Source organism: Halobellus ordinarius, assembly GCF_031823395.1.
Taxonomy (GTDB): Archaea; Halobacteriota; Halobacteria; order Halobacteriales; family Haloferacaceae; genus Haloquadratum; species Haloquadratum ordinarius.
Genome location: NZ_JAVQKJ010000006.1, coordinates 1 through 16,577 on the forward strand (window position 1 = coordinate 1; position 16,577 = coordinate 16,577).

Annotated in this window: 13 protein-coding genes; 8 read left to right on the top strand and 5 right to left on the bottom strand. The window is 64.4% G+C overall.

What is annotated here, in order from left to right; genetic code table 11:
• Together RJT48_RS09180 and RJT48_RS09185 are read left to right on the top strand one after the other, a co-directional pair.
• Nucleotides 1-585, top strand: a 585-nt coding sequence (locus RJT48_RS09180) for a PLP-dependent aminotransferase family protein (RefSeq protein WP_486617180.1), incomplete at its 5' end; no start/stop codon positions are given.
• A 304-nt stretch (nucleotides 586-889) separates the two neighbouring features.
• Complete coding sequence (locus RJT48_RS09185; RefSeq protein WP_311171982.1) at nucleotides 890-1,705, top strand: universal stress protein; 816 nt, start codon at nucleotides 890-892, stop codon at nucleotides 1,703-1,705.
• A gap of 81 nt (nucleotides 1,706-1,786) precedes the next feature.
• On the opposite strand, the gene RJT48_RS09190 is transcribed toward RJT48_RS09185, so the two are convergent.
• Nucleotides 1,787-3,157 carry an aminomethyltransferase family protein gene (locus RJT48_RS09190; protein WP_311171983.1) on the bottom strand — a complete coding sequence of 457 codons (1,371 nt, stop codon included), beginning with the start codon at nucleotides 3,155-3,157 and terminating at the stop codon, nucleotides 1,787-1,789.
• 146 nt (nucleotides 3,158-3,303) lie between these two features.
• Between RJT48_RS09190 and RJT48_RS09195 the strand changes: the two genes are divergently transcribed.
• Both RJT48_RS09195 and RJT48_RS09200 read left to right on the top strand, forming a co-directional pair.
• Complete coding sequence (locus RJT48_RS09195) at nucleotides 3,304-3,576, top strand: hypothetical protein (protein WP_311171984.1); 273 nt, start codon at nucleotides 3,304-3,306, stop codon at nucleotides 3,574-3,576.
• Nucleotides 3,577-3,653: 77 nt separating this feature from the next.
• Nucleotides 3,654-4,430 (top strand): MOSC domain-containing protein, encoded by a 777-nt coding sequence (locus RJT48_RS09200; protein ID WP_311171985.1) that lies wholly within the window; start codon nucleotides 3,654-3,656, stop codon nucleotides 4,428-4,430.
• A gap of 55 nt (nucleotides 4,431-4,485) precedes the next feature.
• On the opposite strand, the gene RJT48_RS09205 is transcribed toward RJT48_RS09200, so the two are convergent.
• From RJT48_RS09205 to RJT48_RS09220, 4 genes are all read right to left on the bottom strand, one after another.
• Complete coding sequence (locus tag RJT48_RS09205) at nucleotides 4,486-5,145, bottom strand: helix-turn-helix domain-containing protein (protein WP_311171986.1); 660 nt, start codon at nucleotides 5,143-5,145, stop codon at nucleotides 4,486-4,488.
• A gap of 158 nt (nucleotides 5,146-5,303) precedes the next feature.
• The gene (locus RJT48_RS09210) at nucleotides 5,304-5,429 is read right to left on the bottom strand and encodes a hypothetical protein (protein ID WP_311171987.1); all 126 of its coding nucleotides are present in this window, start codon (nucleotides 5,427-5,429) and stop codon (nucleotides 5,304-5,306) included.
• Nucleotides 5,430-5,579: 150 nt separating this feature from the next.
• Entirely contained in the window at nucleotides 5,580-5,861 is a 282-nt protein-coding gene (locus tag RJT48_RS09215) for a DUF8036 family membrane protein (RefSeq protein WP_311171988.1), read from the bottom strand.
• Between the two features lie 63 nt (nucleotides 5,862-5,924).
• Nucleotides 5,925-6,203 carry a winged helix-turn-helix domain-containing protein gene (locus RJT48_RS09220; protein ID WP_311171989.1) on the bottom strand — a complete coding sequence of 93 codons (279 nt, stop codon included), beginning with the start codon at nucleotides 6,201-6,203 and terminating at the stop codon, nucleotides 5,925-5,927.
• Between the two features lie 335 nt (nucleotides 6,204-6,538).
• Here RJT48_RS09220 and RJT48_RS09225 point away from each other — a divergent pair, with 335 nt between their 5' ends.
• The 4 genes from RJT48_RS09225 to RJT48_RS09240 all read left to right on the top strand — a co-directional run bounded on the left by RJT48_RS09225 (nucleotide 6,539) and on the right by RJT48_RS09240 (nucleotide 16,437).
• The gene (locus RJT48_RS09225) at nucleotides 6,539-7,996 is read left to right on the top strand and encodes a DUF4397 domain-containing protein (RefSeq protein WP_311171990.1); all 1,458 of its coding nucleotides are present in this window, start codon (nucleotides 6,539-6,541) and stop codon (nucleotides 7,994-7,996) included.
• A 143-nt stretch (nucleotides 7,997-8,139) separates the two neighbouring features.
• Entirely contained in the window at nucleotides 8,140-11,517 is a 3,378-nt protein-coding gene (locus tag RJT48_RS09230; protein WP_311171991.1) for a tubulin-like doman-containing protein, read from the top strand.
• 82 nt (nucleotides 11,518-11,599) lie between these two features.
• Entirely contained in the window at nucleotides 11,600-14,995 is a 3,396-nt protein-coding gene (locus tag RJT48_RS09235; protein ID WP_311171992.1) for a tubulin-like doman-containing protein, read from the top strand.
• Entirely contained in the window at nucleotides 14,995-16,437 is a 1,443-nt protein-coding gene (locus RJT48_RS09240; RefSeq protein WP_311171993.1) for a hypothetical protein, read from the top strand. Before RJT48_RS09235 ends, RJT48_RS09240 begins: the two co-directional genes overlap by 1 nt.
• Nucleotides 16,438-16,577: the final 140 nt, after the last annotated feature.

Sequence of the window (16,577 nt, forward strand, 5' to 3'; positions counted from 1 at the left end):
GTGACGGGGTCGACGCACAAGACGATCCGCGCAGGGCGCGGGGGGATGATCCTCTGTGACGAGGAGTACGCCGACGCCATCGACAACGCGGTGTTCCCCGGCACACAGGGTGGGCCGCTAATGCACAACATCGCGGGGAAAGCCGTCGGATTCAACGAAGCACTTAGCTCTGAGTTCCAGGCGTACGCCGAACAGACGGTGGCGAACGCGAAAGCGCTGGCCGATCAACTGCAGGAGCACGGCCTGGAGTTGGTCTCCGGCGGGACGGACAACCACCTCATCCTGGCGGATCTGCGGCCCTCGCATCCGGAGACGACAGGCAAAGACGTCGAAGCCGCTCTCGAATCGGCGGGGATCGTGATGAACGCGAACACGGTGCCGGGCGAGACCCGCTCGGCGTTCAACCCCAGCGGCATCCGACTCGGCACCCCCGCGCTCACCACCCGCGGGTTCGACGAGTCTGCCACCCGCGAAGTCGCCGATCTCATCGCGCGCGCCGTGGACGCCCCGGACGACGGAAGGGTGCGCTCGGAGATCGCATCCCGGGTTGCGGAGCTGACAGAGGAGTACCCGCTGTACGACTAACGCGGATCGCTGTGGTCGCTTACCGCCGATCACACCGGACGATGCTCTGACAGCGGGGAACAGTACACCAGTCGGTATAGGAGTGCAGGACAAGGGCCTGGTGGGGAACAATTTCGTAACCGGCGGCGTCCGACAGTGCAACGTCGACCGTCGTCTCTTGCCGCAGATCGGAGGCCGAACTACCGGATACGCCAGTTCGTGTGCGATCGGCGAATCGTGCTTTCGACGGGTGAAACGCGCGTATTCTCGGCTCCTGGGAATTACAAACGGTTATTTGTTATATCAAATACTATACTAGAATGGTATGTACCGTATGCTGATTCCGGTCGACAGGAAGGTGGATCGAGCGCTCCATCAGGCGAGATACGCGGCGAACCTGGCAGAGAGCGGCGCGGACGTCGAGGCGACAGTGCTGTATGTAGACCCCCCCGGCAACGCGGACGCAGTCGACGTCGTGTTCGACTCCATCGACGCGGCGGTCGGGGCCGCCGATCACCTGGAGGCGAAAGGTGTGTCAGTCGAGCGTCTGGTCGAGGAGGGGAGCGTCGTGGAGACGGTGCTCCGAACTGCAGACGAACTGGATAGCCACGAGATCGTGATGGGCGGCCGAAAGCGGTCCGGCGTCGCCCAGGTGTTGCTCGGTAGTACGGTCCAGGACGTGTTCGTCTCGACGGAGCGACCGGTGACGATCACGGGCGCGGAGATGGTCGTCGAGGACGGGCCGCGGACGGTGATCGTCCCCGTCGACGAAAACAAATCGCACGCGCGGAAGCAGGCGGCGTACGTCGCCGAGCTCGGAAGCGTGGCTCCCGACGTGAAAGCCGTCGTCCTGCACGTCTTCCCGGGGCAGGATTACAAGGGCGCACCGCCGCACTCCTTCGAGGACAACGAGGCGGCCGTCGAGGCCGCCGACGACCTGACCGACCGAGGAATCGAAGTCGAGCGCATCGGCATCGGCGGCAACGTCGCACAGAAGATCCTCGAGACGACCGCCGAGCGAGAGGCTCACGGGATCGTGATGGGCGGCCGCAAGCGGTCGGGGGTGCAGAAAGTGCTGCTCGGCAGTATCGCACAGGACGTGTTGCTGTCGGCCGACCGCCCGGTGACGCTCACCGGGTAACGGCGGCCGGCACGCCTGCAACTTGGCTCCAACTGCTCACCGACGTCCTGTCAAGGCCCGAACCCGGGCCCGTTCAGGCGATCAGTTGTTCTCTTCGGCTTCCTGCTTTGCGCCCAGCTTCGCCTGTTCGCGGGCGCTCGGGTTGACAGACTCCTTGAACGGCACTTCGGCGACCGTGGCGAACACAGGCTCGCCCTCCTCTTCGGCGTACTCGTCGGGGAGGTGCACCTGGAACTCCAGATCCAGGTCGTCCTCGTAGATCTCGTCGTCGAGCGTCGCCTGGGCGGCGTCCTGCAGTTTGTCCGCGGGGACGAACCCGAGACCGATGTTGGTTTCGAGGTCCGGGTTCCACCACGGCGACGTCATGTAGCCGCATTCCTCGCCCGTCTCCGGATCGGAGATGAGCCAGAAGTCGGAGGCGTAATCGCGGATCGGCTCGCCGGCCATCTTGAGGCCGACCATCTTGAGGTTGAACGGGTACTCGCCGTCCTCGATGAGCTCTTTCTGGCGTTCGAGCTCCTCTTTGCCGATGTAGTCGCCCTCCTTGTCGTCGGGGACCTGGTAACCCAGGTTGACCTGGAACGGCGAGGTCTCGTGGTCCATATCCTGACCCCACGAGAGGATCCCGGCGGCGATGCGGCGGTGGTGACCGGGGGCGATCTGTCGACCGCCGTGGTCCTTCACCGTATCGAGCACCGGATCCCAGACGCGCTCTGCGTTCTCCATCGCGTCCTTGACGTAGATCTCGAAGCCCTTCTCACCGGAGAAGCCGGTCTGGCTCACGAGAACCTCTGCACCGTTGATTTCGGCATCCATCAGGCCGTAGTACGGGATGTCGGAGACTTCCTCGCCGACGACTTCGACCATCACGTCCTCGGAGCGGGGGCCCTGGATCTGCATCGGGGCGACGTCGATCTCGTCGATCTCGACGTCGAAGTCCATCCCGACGTTGACGCCCTGTAGCCACTGCATGAGGGTCGAGTCCGAAATGGAGAACCAGAACTCGTCGTCTTCGACGCGCAGTAGAATCGGGTCGTTGAGAATGCCGCCGTCCTCGTTGCAGAGGATGACGTATTTGCCTTTCATCGTCTCGATTCCCGTGGCATCACGGGTGATTACGTAGTCTGTGAGTGCCTCGGCGTCGGGGCCTTTCACACGGATCTGGCGTTCGACGGCGACGTCCCACAGCGTCACCGTGTTCGTGAGCGCCTCGTACTCGGCCATTGCGCCGCCGTCCTCGGGTTCGACGAGGCCGCGCGGGTGGTAGATTCGGTTGTAGACCGAACACCGCCAGGCGCCTTCCTCGTTGAAGGACTTATGGAAGAACGGCGATTTCCGGACGCGGGTGGAGACGAGCATCTGAATCCCCGGATCTCCGGTCTGGCGGAGGTTCCGCGGGAGCGTTCTGTCGGACTGGTCGACACTTGGGTGGTTCGGGTGATCCCCTGTCATCCGATAAAAAACGACATCATATCCCAATAAAAGATGGCCTTGAAAGTACCGTACATTTATCCGACTCGTCGGAGCCGCGCGGATTCACTATGGTATAGCACTCCATATCGCGCGCCGTTTATCTTCCTAGAAAACGTAGCGAGTCTATGGTTGAGGCCCCACCCGCCCCCGGCCCCGATGCGGCCCGCGCGTTCCGGCTCGGCTCAGCGGCGGGTGCGGTCGCCGGCCTGGTGGTCATCGGCCTCCTCTACTGGACCGGCGTGCTGTCGCCGTTGGCTCTCGGATACGTGCTCGTGTTGCTCTTTCCCGTCTATCTCCTGCTCGTCGCGGTCGTGCTCAGCCTGTGGCTCGGCTACGACAAAGACGCCACCGCACTGCGTCCGGTGACCCGGACGGACGGCGAGCAACGACCGAAATGACTTCTCGCCGTATGATCTCTCGCCGTATGAGGTCTCGTACCGAACGATGAAACCCCCGAGAGACGAACGAGCAGTCGATGGCTAATCTGGCAGAGCTCCGAGTGTATCCGGTGAAGGGACTCGACGGGGTCGCGGTCGAGGCCGCCGACGTGCTCGCGGGCGGGACGCTCGAACACGACCGGGAGTTCGCTCTCTTCGATGCCGACGGCGACGTGCTCAACGGGAAACGGACGGACCGCGTCCACGACCTGACGACGGACTTCGAGCCGGAGACGGGGACGCTCGCGGTGGCGACGCCCGACGGCGAGACGCAGCGGTTCGTGCTCGATCGGGAACAGGATCGGGACCGCGCTGCGGCGTGGTTCAGCGATTTCTTCGAGATCGACCTCACACTAAAGCGGGATTCGGCGCTCGGGTTCGTCGACCGCCGGGACCTGGGTCCGTCGGTGGTCAGCACGGCCACGCTGCGGGAGGTCGCCTCGTGGTTCGAGGGGCTGACCCCCGAGAGCGTCCGCCGCAGGTTGCGAGCGAACATCGAGGTCGACGGCGTCCCGGCGTTCTGGGAGGACCGATTCGTCGGCGACGACGCCCCGACCTTTCGTATCGGGAGCGTCGGCTTCGAGGGCATCAAACCCTGCGGACGGTGTGTCGTCCCCGAGCGCGACCCGGACAGCGGCGAGCGACTCGCGGACTTCCGGGAGCGGTTCGTCGAACAGCGGGAGGAGACGCTCCCGGCGTGGGCCGACGCCGACGCCTTCGAGCACTTCTACTCGGTGATGCTCATCGCCAGGATTCCGGAGTCGGACCGTGGACAACGGCTTCGCGTGGGTGAGGACGTGACTGTCATCGAGTGATGTCGCCAAAAAGACTCTCTCCACGTGACGTCGCGAAAAACAGCCCGCTGTCAGTTCACTCCTCGCGGTCCCGCTCGGCAATCGTCGCCGCGATGAGGTTGCGCATCCCCCGGCGGAGTCGCCCGCTCATCGCCGTCGAGGAGAGATCCATCTCCGCGGCGACCTCGCTCAGGGAGATGTCCCGGGGTTCGTTGAAGTAGCCCTCGGCAAAGGCGAGCTGAAGCGCGGTCCGCTGTTCATCGGTGAGGCCGTAGGAGGATTCCCCGCCGGCGTCCTCGTTGCTGTAGATCTCGATGATGTCGAGCGCGATGTCGTTTGCGATCGCGTACTCCCAGATGGAGTTGAGCGCGGCGCGGTCGGGCAAAAGCAGGTGGACCAGCCAGCCGTCGTCCTTCGTCTCGGTGTGGACGAGAAAGCCGTTTTCCTCGGTCACGACGCCGCTTATGAGCCTGGTCTGGGGCGTGTGCTCGATGTAGTAGATGGCGGTGTCGTCGGTTCGGTCGACCAACTCGAAGGATTCGACAGTCACGTCGTCTTCGAGCATCGATTCGAGTTCCTCGTGGTCGTCGTACTCGATGAGAAACGGGAAGTTCGTCGACCCGGGATCGGTCGTCCCCTGGGTGATTACCCGGATCTTGACGCCGTCGAGGTTCCGAAGCGTCGGAATGAGCGCGAGATGCTCGTGGGAAATGTGTACCTTTGCAGTGATCGACATTGTGTGTTCCTCTGCCCCACCGATCGTCGGCGGAGCCAGTCGTTATCGTCCGGTCTCCGGCGGGGCAATAGTGTCTGTCGGTTTATCGGTCCCGGATCTTCGTCGTGTGTCAATTCGACTGAGGAATAAAAAATGGTGCCGCACACCGGAGCCTCGGGTCACCCGACGACCGGCTGAGGGTCGTCGTTGCCGCTCCCGAGGATGTCGTCGACGATCTCGTCGATGTCCGGGGTGCGACGGTCACGCCGAGGTTCGTCGGTCGGATAGTGCGGTACCAGGGGCATCTGACTCACCCCATCCGAAATACGGATCACACACAAAAAGTGTCACTGTCGCGGGCCACAGGCGTGCACCGTGAACGTCCCCTGACCCCCATCGAGTTCCCCTAACTCCCGCCGAGCGGTCACCGGGTCGCTCCCGGGGGCGTGGTCGCGTCACTGCCACGTGATATACGTGAGGACGCTGATTCCGGCCGTCTCCAGAATCTGCAGCAGCATCATCACCTGCACGGCGATCGCGGGCATCGCCGGGGCGGTGAAATAAAAGTACAGCGCGACTGCGTTCTCCGCGAGGAGAAACGACGCGAACACGATGGAGGCCAGCGTGAATGGTGCACGGATCTCACGGTACGTCTGCACCCAGGTACCGATGATGATCAAAAGGAGCAGGATGTTGAGCGCCGCAGCAACGCGGGCGGCGTCCAATACGAGACTCATTTCGGCACCCCCCGTCGACTTTCGGGGCCGTTCGGAAGGCAGTGGATTGGTTCGTGTATCATTTTACTCCTCAAGCTGTGTGATTATCCGCTCGACCGTCTCCCAGTGGTTCTTCGCCCTGTCGCTCGGGAGGTAGACCGTGCCGTAACTCGCATCGCTGCTGGTGACGACCCCGTTGTCCTCGAGCACGTCGAGATGGTGTCTGATCGTGTTGTACGCCAGATCGAAATCCTCGGCCAGCTGGTTTGCGTTCCGCGGTCGTTCCTCGAGTGCGCGCAGGATACGGGCGCGGTTCGGCCCTCCGCGTGTACCGGCGAGCGTCTGCCAGAGGACCGTATCCATCCTCCGGGTGGTTTTCTACGCGCCGTAATCAATCCACCGGCGGACCTGAGTACCCACTCGGGGGGGTCTGACGACGCCGACCTCACGGAGTCGAACCGGCCGTTGCGCTCCGCTCTGAGGTGATCCACTACCGCTTTTGCCCCTCCGGCTCGAGCCGGTGTTGTGCGCGCGCTCCTCACACCTCACATATCCGAGAATAGTGTATAAAACGCTTTCGACCACGAAGGAAGGAGAGCCATTTCAGGCCTCTAAAAGGTAATTTACAGGGATTTGAGGGAGATTTTAGTCTGAGTTGCGAAATCGATTATTAACCTGTCATACCTCGACTCTTGTGGATGCCATCAGACAGACCAACTTCCACGCGACGACGCGTTCTGCTCGGAATCGGAACCGGAGCCACGGTCGGACTCGCCGGCTGTAGCGGCGACGGTGGTGGCGGCGGGACCGACGCCCCAACGGAGACACCCACGGATACGCCGATGGAAACCCAGACGGAGACCGAAACTCCCGAAGAGACGCCGTCCGAGACCGCGGCCGTCCGGATTGCACACCTCTCGCCGGATGCCCCGAACGTCGACGTCTACGTCGAGGGCGACACGGTCTTAGAGGACGTCGCCTTCGGCGCCGTCAGCGACTACCTCGACGTCCCGGCGGGCGAGCGATCGGTCGAGATCACCGCGGCGGGCGACCCCGACGCGGCCGTCTTCTCGGGACCGGTCCAGGTCGAGGCGGAGACTGCCTACACGATCGCCGCAGTCGGCGAACTCGCGGACGATGGCGATCAGCCGTTCGAACCGCTGGTTCTGGAGGACGACAACAGCGACCCCGGGGCTGAGACGGCCCGCGTGCGAGTAGTGCACGCCTCGCCCGACGCACCCGCAGTGGACGTGACCGTCGAGTCCACCGGAGATGCGCTGTTCGACGGCGTCGCCTACGGCGAATCTGGGGACGTCGAGGTCCCGGCCGGCGAGTACACCGTCCAGATCCGGGGCGACACCGAGAGTAACGACGGCGACGTGGTCGCCGACTTCGACCTCGATCTCGCCGGCGGCGGGGTGTATACGGCATTCGCGGCGGGCTACCTCTCGCCCGACGACGAACCCGCTGACACGCCGTTCGACCTGATCGTCGCGCAGGATGCGGGCGGCGACGGCGGAGCCGACCCCGCGAATGTGCGCGTGGCGCATCTCTCACCCGACGCCCCGAACGTGGACGTCTACGTCGAGGGCGACGCAGTCCTGGAAGATGTCCCCTTCGGCGCCGTCAGCGACTACCTCGACGTCCCGGCCGGCTCTCGGGCGGTCGAGATCACCGCAGCGGGCGATCCCGACGCATCCGTGTTCGCGGGCGACGTGGACGTCGCGGCCGGCGATGCGTACACTATCGCCGCGGTCGGTGAACTCGCGGACGATGGCGATCAACCGTTCGAGCCGCTGGTGCTTGAGGACGATATTTCGACCCCCGACGCCGAAACGGCCCGTCTGCGAGTCGTTCACGCCTCGCCCGACGCGCCCGCGGTGGACGTGACTGTGGAGTCTACCGGGGACGCCCTGTTCGACGGCGTCGCCTACGGCGAGTCGGGGTACACGGAGGTACCTGCCGGCGAGTATGTCGCTCAGATCCGCGGCGACACCGAGAACAACGACGGCGACGTCGTCGCCGACTTCGACCTCGCGCTGAGCGGGGAAGCGGTGTACACGGCCTTTGCGGCCGGCTACCTCACGCCAGACGACGAGCCCGCGGACACGCCCTTCGACCTGATCGTCGCCCAGGACGCGGGCGCGATGCTGTAACACATCGAGATCCGCTGTCCCGTTTATCGCCCCGCTGACGTCCTTCCACCGGCCGCCGACTTCCCGCACCCGTCCTTTCGCGAGTCCCTCCGACACAGTCTGATTCGCACAATTTTATGTGAACAGATGGACTCGTCCCGGCTATGTCGGCTGATTATCACGGATCCCGGGTCCGCTGCCGTCTTCCTGACAACCTGGTCGGAATCGGCCAGGCGGGCAAGCGGATCGTCGATCACTATCTCTCACAGGAGTGGATTCTCGAACAGGGGGTCGCGGAATTCGACTCGTGGGGGATTCCGGAGGGGTTTGACGCCTACCTCGTCGACACCGAGGCCTACTCACAGCAGGATGACGAGAGGCGGGTCCGCGAGCATACCGAGCGGATCGAAGCGATCGCCGAGCAGTCAGGACGACCGCCGGAAACTGTCTCCACCAGTGTGGAGTACATCAACCCGGTCGACGACGCCCCCGACGAACTGGTCACCCGAGCGGGTCTGACCTCGGCGGCCAGCGTCAGGGAGATCGCCGAAGAGGCAGGTCTCGACGCGTGGTGGCTCGAAGACGACGATCGGCTGTTGAACGACGGATACGACCACGGCCTGTCGCGTCGGCGCGGACTGGGGAAGGCCCTCCTCCACGCGAGCCAAGCCGGCAACGGTCGAATGGCGGCGTTGCCGGCGGAGCTTGCGGGCTCGACCACCATCGTCGTCGGACTCGGCGGGGGAACCGGGGCGGGAATGGCGATCGACCTCGCAAAGCAGATTGAGGGCTACGGTCAGACTAATCTGGTCGCCACGCTGCCGGCCCCCGAGGAGTCCGACGAGAACGCCGCAAACGCCTTCGCCGCGCTGTCGGAACTGGAATATCTGGCGTTGCAAGGGCAGAATCCGTTTACGAATATCCTCCTCGTCCCCTTCGCCCCAGCCAGCGACCTCGACGACCACGAGGGCTTTCTCGACGGTGTCACGAAGGCCATCGTCGCCCGGGAGAACCTGGTCGCAGTCGATCGACTCGACGAAAGCGGACCGAACCCTCTGCCGCCCGCCTTCGCCCCGTTCACCGTCGCGATCCCGCAGACGCTCCGGTACACAGTCGAAGACGTCAAGGATGTCGCCCGAACCCTCCGCGCGTACCGGGACGAGAAGCGCGAGGCGCTCGACGCCGAACTGGACCTGTACCGCGAACTCCGAGAGGTCCTGATCGAAGAGTGGGGCGGTGACGTGGGCGAGGCGCTCGATGACACCCGGGACGGCGTCTACGGCCGTAACGAGGAGTTCCGGCTGAACGAGGCGGACACCTACTTCCTCCGTGGCCGGATCGAGGAACTCGAGGCGTGGCTCGGCGAGGAGGCTTTCGACTCCCTCGACAACAAAGCGATTCACGAGTGGCGTGATCAGTTGGCGGACTGGCGGGACGTGATCAGCGATGCAGTCGGCGACCGGCCAACGGAGGAGTTCGTGGGGGAACTCACAGCCCGCCTCCGGTCCCGCGTGGAGACGCTTCAACCGCCCGAGGACCGCTATCCGGCGGAGCCGGACGAACAGGCACTCGACAGCCTCGTCCGCGATGAGGTCCGGGCGATCGCGCTCCGTGCGGATCTCCTCCGGGCGGGGAGGCTGATCGAGGTGGGCGACCCCGACGCGGAACCGGTCGGGAAGGCGATCACGGCCGCGATGGACCCCGGTCGCGACGTCTGGGTCGCGGCGAGGGACCTCGAAAACGAGTCCGACCGATTCGCCCACGAGATCAACGCGGTCGAGAGCGATCTCGACACTCTGGACGACCTCGAGGCCGACTTGGTCGAGCGCCGGGACGAAGCAGTCGACTCGTGGCACGACGCCGTCGTAGACGACGTCGAGGCGCTCGTGGAGGTCGATGCCCTCACCGACGAAATCCACCGTCGCCTCGATGATCTGGAGCACGAGATCGTGGACGCCGTCCGCAAGATCGAAGGCGCGACTGCCCCCGACGAACTCCCGGACCAGCTATTCGATTTCGACTTCGCCCCGCTGAACGATGCGCTGGAGGCCGTCGGTCTGGACCCGATCGATCCCGGCGCGGTCAGGCAGTCGGTCGAACTGACGGCCACGGCGTTCGAGGCGTGGTTCGACTACCGCAGTACCGGCCTGGTCGGCCGGATCTTCAACCGACAGGAGGAGGCCGAAAACCGGTATCTGCAGGCTATTGTCGGGATCGACGACCGGTACGTCGACGTCGTGCCCTCGACGGACGGGGACCTCGAAGCGGAGGACTTTCACTGTGAGTCCGTCGCGGGGGAACGGTTCGATCGGATCCGGGACCAACTGGCCGAAGAGCGGGCGAAGCGCATCGACGCCATCGTGGATGAGTTCGAGCGGACGCTCTCGGAGGCCGACGGCTCTGCAGTCGTAGATTCCTACCGCGATCGCTGGGCCGGAGACGGAATCGGGACGACGTGGCCCGGAGCCGTCGAGGATGCACCCGAACAACTCTACCACCGGCTCGAATCGGGGTTCGAAAGCAACGCCGTCCACGCGGCGTTCGACGAACTGCTGGCTCCGGGCCGGGGGAGCGACTCGCCCGGCCCCGTCCACGAAGCGCTCCACGAGGCCTATCTGGGGCCGGTCGAGCACCAGCGCGACGAACTCGAAGCGACCCTCGAGACGCTCGAATCCTCCTGGGAACGGTACGAACTGCTCGGAGAGATCCTGAAAGATCACGGGGACCGGGTCGACGCGCTCGATCCCGATCGACCCGACTTCGATGAGGCCGTCGCGCCCGGCGACGCGACTGACGATCCGTATCTCGCGATGACGGCTGCCGAGGACCGAGCGGGGCTGTTGCAGTACGAAGACCTCGCCGAATCGTTCGTCTGGGAGGACGCCGATTCGGTCGAGATGCGGAAGATCCGGTCGCACTTTCAGCAGTTTGCGGAGCACGTCGGCCGGAACGGGGATCTGGTCGGTCTGCGAGACGGCCATATCGATCTTACGCAGACTAGTGACGGTGACTACGCCGACGCGCGGAGGCCCGTCTACGACGGCCACATTCTCGGCAATATCGTTATGAGTCGGACGTTCGAGACCGACCACGCCCATCCCAGTCACCCGATATTCAAGGAGGCCGACGAGGTGCTCGATCACTCACAGCTTCACTTCGAGAGCAACGCGCACGGGTACGACTCCCAGTCGCTCGGCTGCGGCGCGCCGTGGGACCTGTCGATGGTCACCTTCGTCGGCGGTGTCTTCCTCGACAACATCCGCGGCATCGACCGATACAGGGAGGCCTACGAGTCCCAGCGGTCGGAACTCGACGACGCTATCCGAATCAGACACACCCACGGCCTCGACGGAACTGATCCGACCCTCGGCGACGAGGGAGCAGGCGCCTACGTCTATCGTGATGCGCTTTTTGATCTCGACGATCCGGCGGACGTCGATGAGCTCCTCGACGCGTCCGAAGAGGAGGTAGCCGAACTCCTGCTCGACGACTACGTTGCCCGGGAGACGTTCGGGAGTACGATCGACCTCGACCGCGGATAGGCGCGCACCTCGGTTCTCACTCCGTCCCCCGATCTGTGCCTACGACAATACTTATACCAGTTCGTTCAACAAACAGAAACTAATGTCTAGTGACGGGGATCTTCAGGGGAACGAACCAATCCGCTGTGACCTGCCCGACAATATCGTCGGAATCGGCCACGGCGGCAAAACCATCGTGGGGCACTATCTGTCGAAGGACTGGATCGTCCAGGAGGGGGTCGAGGCGCGCAGAGACGACGATAACCCGGACGGGTTCGACGCCTACATCATCGACACGGCGGTCGAGGACCAGAAGGAGGACGAAGCACGCGTCGAACAGTTCAACGAGCGGATCCGACGGATCGCCGAGCAGTCGGGGCGACCGCCGGAGATCGTCAACACCGACGTCACGTACATCAATCCGCTGGACCACGCGCCGGACGATCTGGTCTCGCGGGCGGGGTTGAGTTCGGAGGCTACCGTCGGGCGGATCGCGGAACACGCCAACATCGAGGCGTGGTGGCTGGAGAACAACGAACAGATGCTCACGGACAACTACGAACAGGGCGTTCTCCGCCGGCGCGGCCTGAGCAAAGCGCTCTTGCACGCGAGCCAGACGGGCGGCGGGCCGATGGACGATCTCCCGCTCCAACTCGATGGGTCGACGACCATCGTCGTCGGCCTCGGCGGCGGCACCGGGTCGGGGATGTTCCTCGATCTCGCAAAGCAGATCACAGAGCAGGGGGACAATCGGATGGTCAACCTGGTCGCAACCATCCCCGACATCGAGGAGAAAGACCGGAAGGCCGCAAACGCCTTCGCCGCGCTGTCTGAACTCGAGTACCTCGCGCTGAACGAGAAAAACCCCTTCACGAACATCGTCCTGCTGCCGTTCGGGCCCGCCCGTGATCTGCGGGACCGGCAGACGTTCCTCGACGGGGCAGTCCAGACGATCGTCGCGCGGGAGAACCCCTCGAACAACTTCATCAACTTCCTCGATGAGAGTTCCGCGACCGACCCGCCGCGCGGGTTCGCTCCCTTCACGATCGCGGTCCCTCAGATTCTCCGCTACGACGTCGGTGACATCATCGAGACGGCGAACGCGATCGAGGAGTTCCGCGCGGAAAAGCGCGCCGCGCTCGATGCCGAACTGGCGCTGTACCGGGAACTCCACGAGTTCGTCATCGAGGAGTGGGACGGCGAGATGGCGGACGGCCTCGAGACGGCACGCGGCGAAGGACAGGTCCAAAACGAGCAGTTCACCCTGAGCAGTACGGAGGCGAACTCGCTGCGGAACCGCCTGGCAGACCTCGAAGCGTGGGTCGGTGACGAGGAGACGTTCGGCCACGTCGACAACAGTGCGCTGTCGGACTGGCGCAAAAGGCTTGACACGTGGATCGACGGAGTCGAAGATACGGCCGGCGACCTCTCGGAAAAGGAGTTCAAGAAGTATCTCGTCAATACCTTGCCGGAACGCGTCGAGACGCTCGACGAACCGGAAGACGAGTATCCCGGAGAGGAGGCCGAATTCGAACTCGATCACCTCATCCGCGACGAACTGCGGGCGATCAAACTCCGATCGAACCTCCTTCGGGCGGTCAAGATCGCCCGGGAAGAGGAGGTACAGGAGGCACTCAGAGCGGCGCTGGAGATCGACCGCGACGCCTGGGCCGGGACCAAACGGCTCAAAGACGTCATCAGCCGTCTCGACGGGCAGGTCAGCGAGTACGAGGCGAACCTCGAACACCTCTCGGAACTCGAAGACGAACTCGCGACGGTGCGCGATCACAACGTGGAGGCCTGGCGGGACGACGTCACAGACGACGTCGAGCAACTCGTGGCCTTAGACGCCCACGCCGACGAGATCGAGACGCTGTTCAAGGACCTCGAGGGACAACTCGGCGACGCGTTCCGGACGATAAACAACGCGTCGGACCCGGACGAAGTTCCGCAGAATCTCATCAGTTTCGACTTCGCCCGGCTGAACGAACAGTTGCGGGCAGTGGACCTCGAACCCGTCGACGGCGATGCGATCAAACGGACCGTCAGCCGGACTGCAGACGCCTACGACGCGTGGTACGAGATCAACAACGGGGGATTCTTCAGTTCGATCTTCGGCGGGAAGGAGGAGGCAAAAGAGCGGTACAAAGACTACCAGACCGAGATCGACACCCGCTATGTGACGGTCACGCCGACGGGCGAACGCGACAACTTCGACCGGGACTTCAAATGCGAGTTCGTCGCCGATGGCATCTTCGACGACACGATCGAGCGGCTGGGAGAGAAGCGCGACCACCACCACGACGCCGTCGTCCGGCGGCTCAGGGATTCGCTCTCGCAGTTCGAGGCGACGGAACTCGTCGACGAATACCGGGCCCAGTGGGTGGGCGACGATTTCCAGGCCGACTGGCCCGGTGAGACCGAGGATGCGGTCGAGGAACTGCGAGACTACCTCGCCGGCGGACTCGACGCCCGCTCGGCCGAGGAGTTACTCGACGACCTGACAGAGGAGACGGGCTATCCGGACCCCGGACTGGTCCACGAGGCCTTCCAGGAGGCCTACCTCGGCCCCGTCGAAGCGGAGCGCGAACGGATCGAATCGGTGACAGAGGACCTCGGTGCCCGGATGGACCTGTACGCCCGGTTGCGAGAGATCGTGACGGACTACGGCGAGTCCTTCGAGACGACCGGGCCGACGCGCCCGGAGGTAGACGACGTCGCGACGCCGCAGACGAAGAGCGCCAGCCCGTACGTCAAAACCACGCAGTCACAGGACCGCGGCGGTCTCAGGGAGTACGACGATATCGCGGATGCGGGCGTCTGGAGCGGGACGAACAGCGACGAAATGCGGAAGATCCGCGCTCACTTCAGTGGGTTCGCCAAGACGATCGGCGACAACAGCGACCTCCTGGACCTCGCCGAGCGCCGCATCCGGATCGACAACCGCTCCGGGGAGTACAAGGACGTCACGAACCCCCACTTCGACGGCCACTACGTCGGGAACGTCTTCCTCGGACGGCCGTTCGACACCGACGAGTCGCCCTCTCACCCGGCGTTCGATGCGGTGAAAGAGACCCTGGAGGACTCGGACTTCTACTTCCGTGAGGGCGCAAACGGCTACAGTCAGGAGGCGGTCGGATTCGGCGCCCCGTGGGATCTCTCGATGATCACGTTCATCGGCGGCGTCTTCCTCGACAACATCGCCGCGATCCGTCAGCCGAGCAAAGGGTACAAAAACACCTACGAGCGGCAGCGCGATCAGCTCAAAGAGAGCGTCCGCATCCGCCACGTCCACGGGGTGGACGGGAGAGACGACACGCTCGGCGACGAGGGGGAGGGCGGGTACGTCTACCGCCAGTCCCTGCTGGACTTCAACGATCCGGACGACCTCTACACGCTCCTGAACGCGACCGAAGGGGAGATGATCGAGACGCTCCTCGACGAGTACGTCGGCCGGACGACGTTCCAGAGTTCGATCGACCTCACTGACGGGGAATAATGACACGGTCGGACTCGCGGCGGGCCGACGTGCTTCGGCTCGCCGGGGCGCTCGTGGCTATCCTCGTGGCCACGGCGTCGGCGTCGCGGATGCTGATCGCGGCGTGGGACGATCACGGCCTCGTCTATCATCTCGTGCACGGGTTCGGCCGGACGATGGGCTGGGGCATCGACGGGGTCGTCGTCTTCGCGGCGGTGTTTCTGCTCGCGCTCGTCGTCGCCTTTGCGCTCGACGACGACAAGCACGTCCAGGGGGTGTTGCTTCTGGCGGCCATCGTTTTCGTGTTCGTTCCCACGCTGGTCCTGCTTGGGCGGTGGCGGATCGACTTCCTCTCGCATCCGATCCCGGCGCTCGTCGGGTTCGCACTCGGTGTCGTCGTGGTCGGCGTGGGCGCCTCGCCGCCGCTACTTGGCGAGGGGCGGACCGCGTTTCCGAACGCCGCGCGTGCGCTGTACGCCGTCGTGGGTGGAATCGCCATCATCGGCATCGTCGAACGGTATCTCACCTACCAGAGTCCGATCGTCGTCGTCGAGAACACGCCGACGATCGACCAGGTAGCCGGGGGGCCGCTGACGCCGCTTGTCGACCTCGTCTCCGTGTTCGCGCTGGTGTATCTGTTGGGCTACTTCACGCGGTACTCCGACGTCACGGACGTGGTCATCTCCTCGCCCGACGAGGAGACGGTCGCGCGCTTCCTGGGCGGCCTCTACGACACGGCGGATCGCAACCGACGGTACGAGGCGACCTCACTGGAGGGCGGCGACGTTCTGAACGCCGCCCGGAGCCGGGAAGCGTCGCTCCCGCGGATCACCGGCCGGGTCGCCTTCGAGTTTCGTCCCGGGAACGGCTTCTTCGCCCGGCGGCGGGAGGTGTCCTACGACAACATCAGGCCGGTAACGGCGGCCGACGCCGACGCGATGTCCGATGTCGCTGACCGCCGCTCCTCGCTGGGTTCGCGGCTCTGGTTCGCGTTCCGTCGCCACCTCCTGCTCGCAGCGCCGGGGTCCGTGCAGTCGCTGCTCCGCCGTTCGGGCGGGGCGCATCTGGATCGCCTCGTTCGCGCGGACGTCATTCTCCTCTTGGCGCCGGTCGCCGATGTGCTTCGAAAGTCGCGGATAGACGAGGACGGCGATTTCGACGAGTCGCGGGTGCAAAACAGGGACTACACCGGTGAGTACGGCGACAGCGAGGGCGGTGGAGGCGTCTACGACGGGATCGTCGCAGCGTGTGCCAGATCGACGATGCCTGAGGTGTACGTGGTGGCGACCGACGCCGATCTCGCGATCACGTTGCATTCCGACGATTCCTTCGAGAGCGGCCAGTTTCTCCAGTTTCTCCGGACCGACGTACTCCGGATGGGAATCGACTGCAGCGGACGCATTCTCCCGGTCTCGGATCAGGAGGACGGCGAGGGATACGAGACGGTGCTTGGATCTCTCTGAGACGAACCGGTATCCGCTGTCGTCACACCTCCAGCAAGAACTCCGTGGCAACGACTCGCGAACCAGTTGGTCCGTCAGGATAGTCTCTTGCCGGGTGGGGTGTGGGGTACTGGGAAACAGGCACAAAACCCCTGGTAACT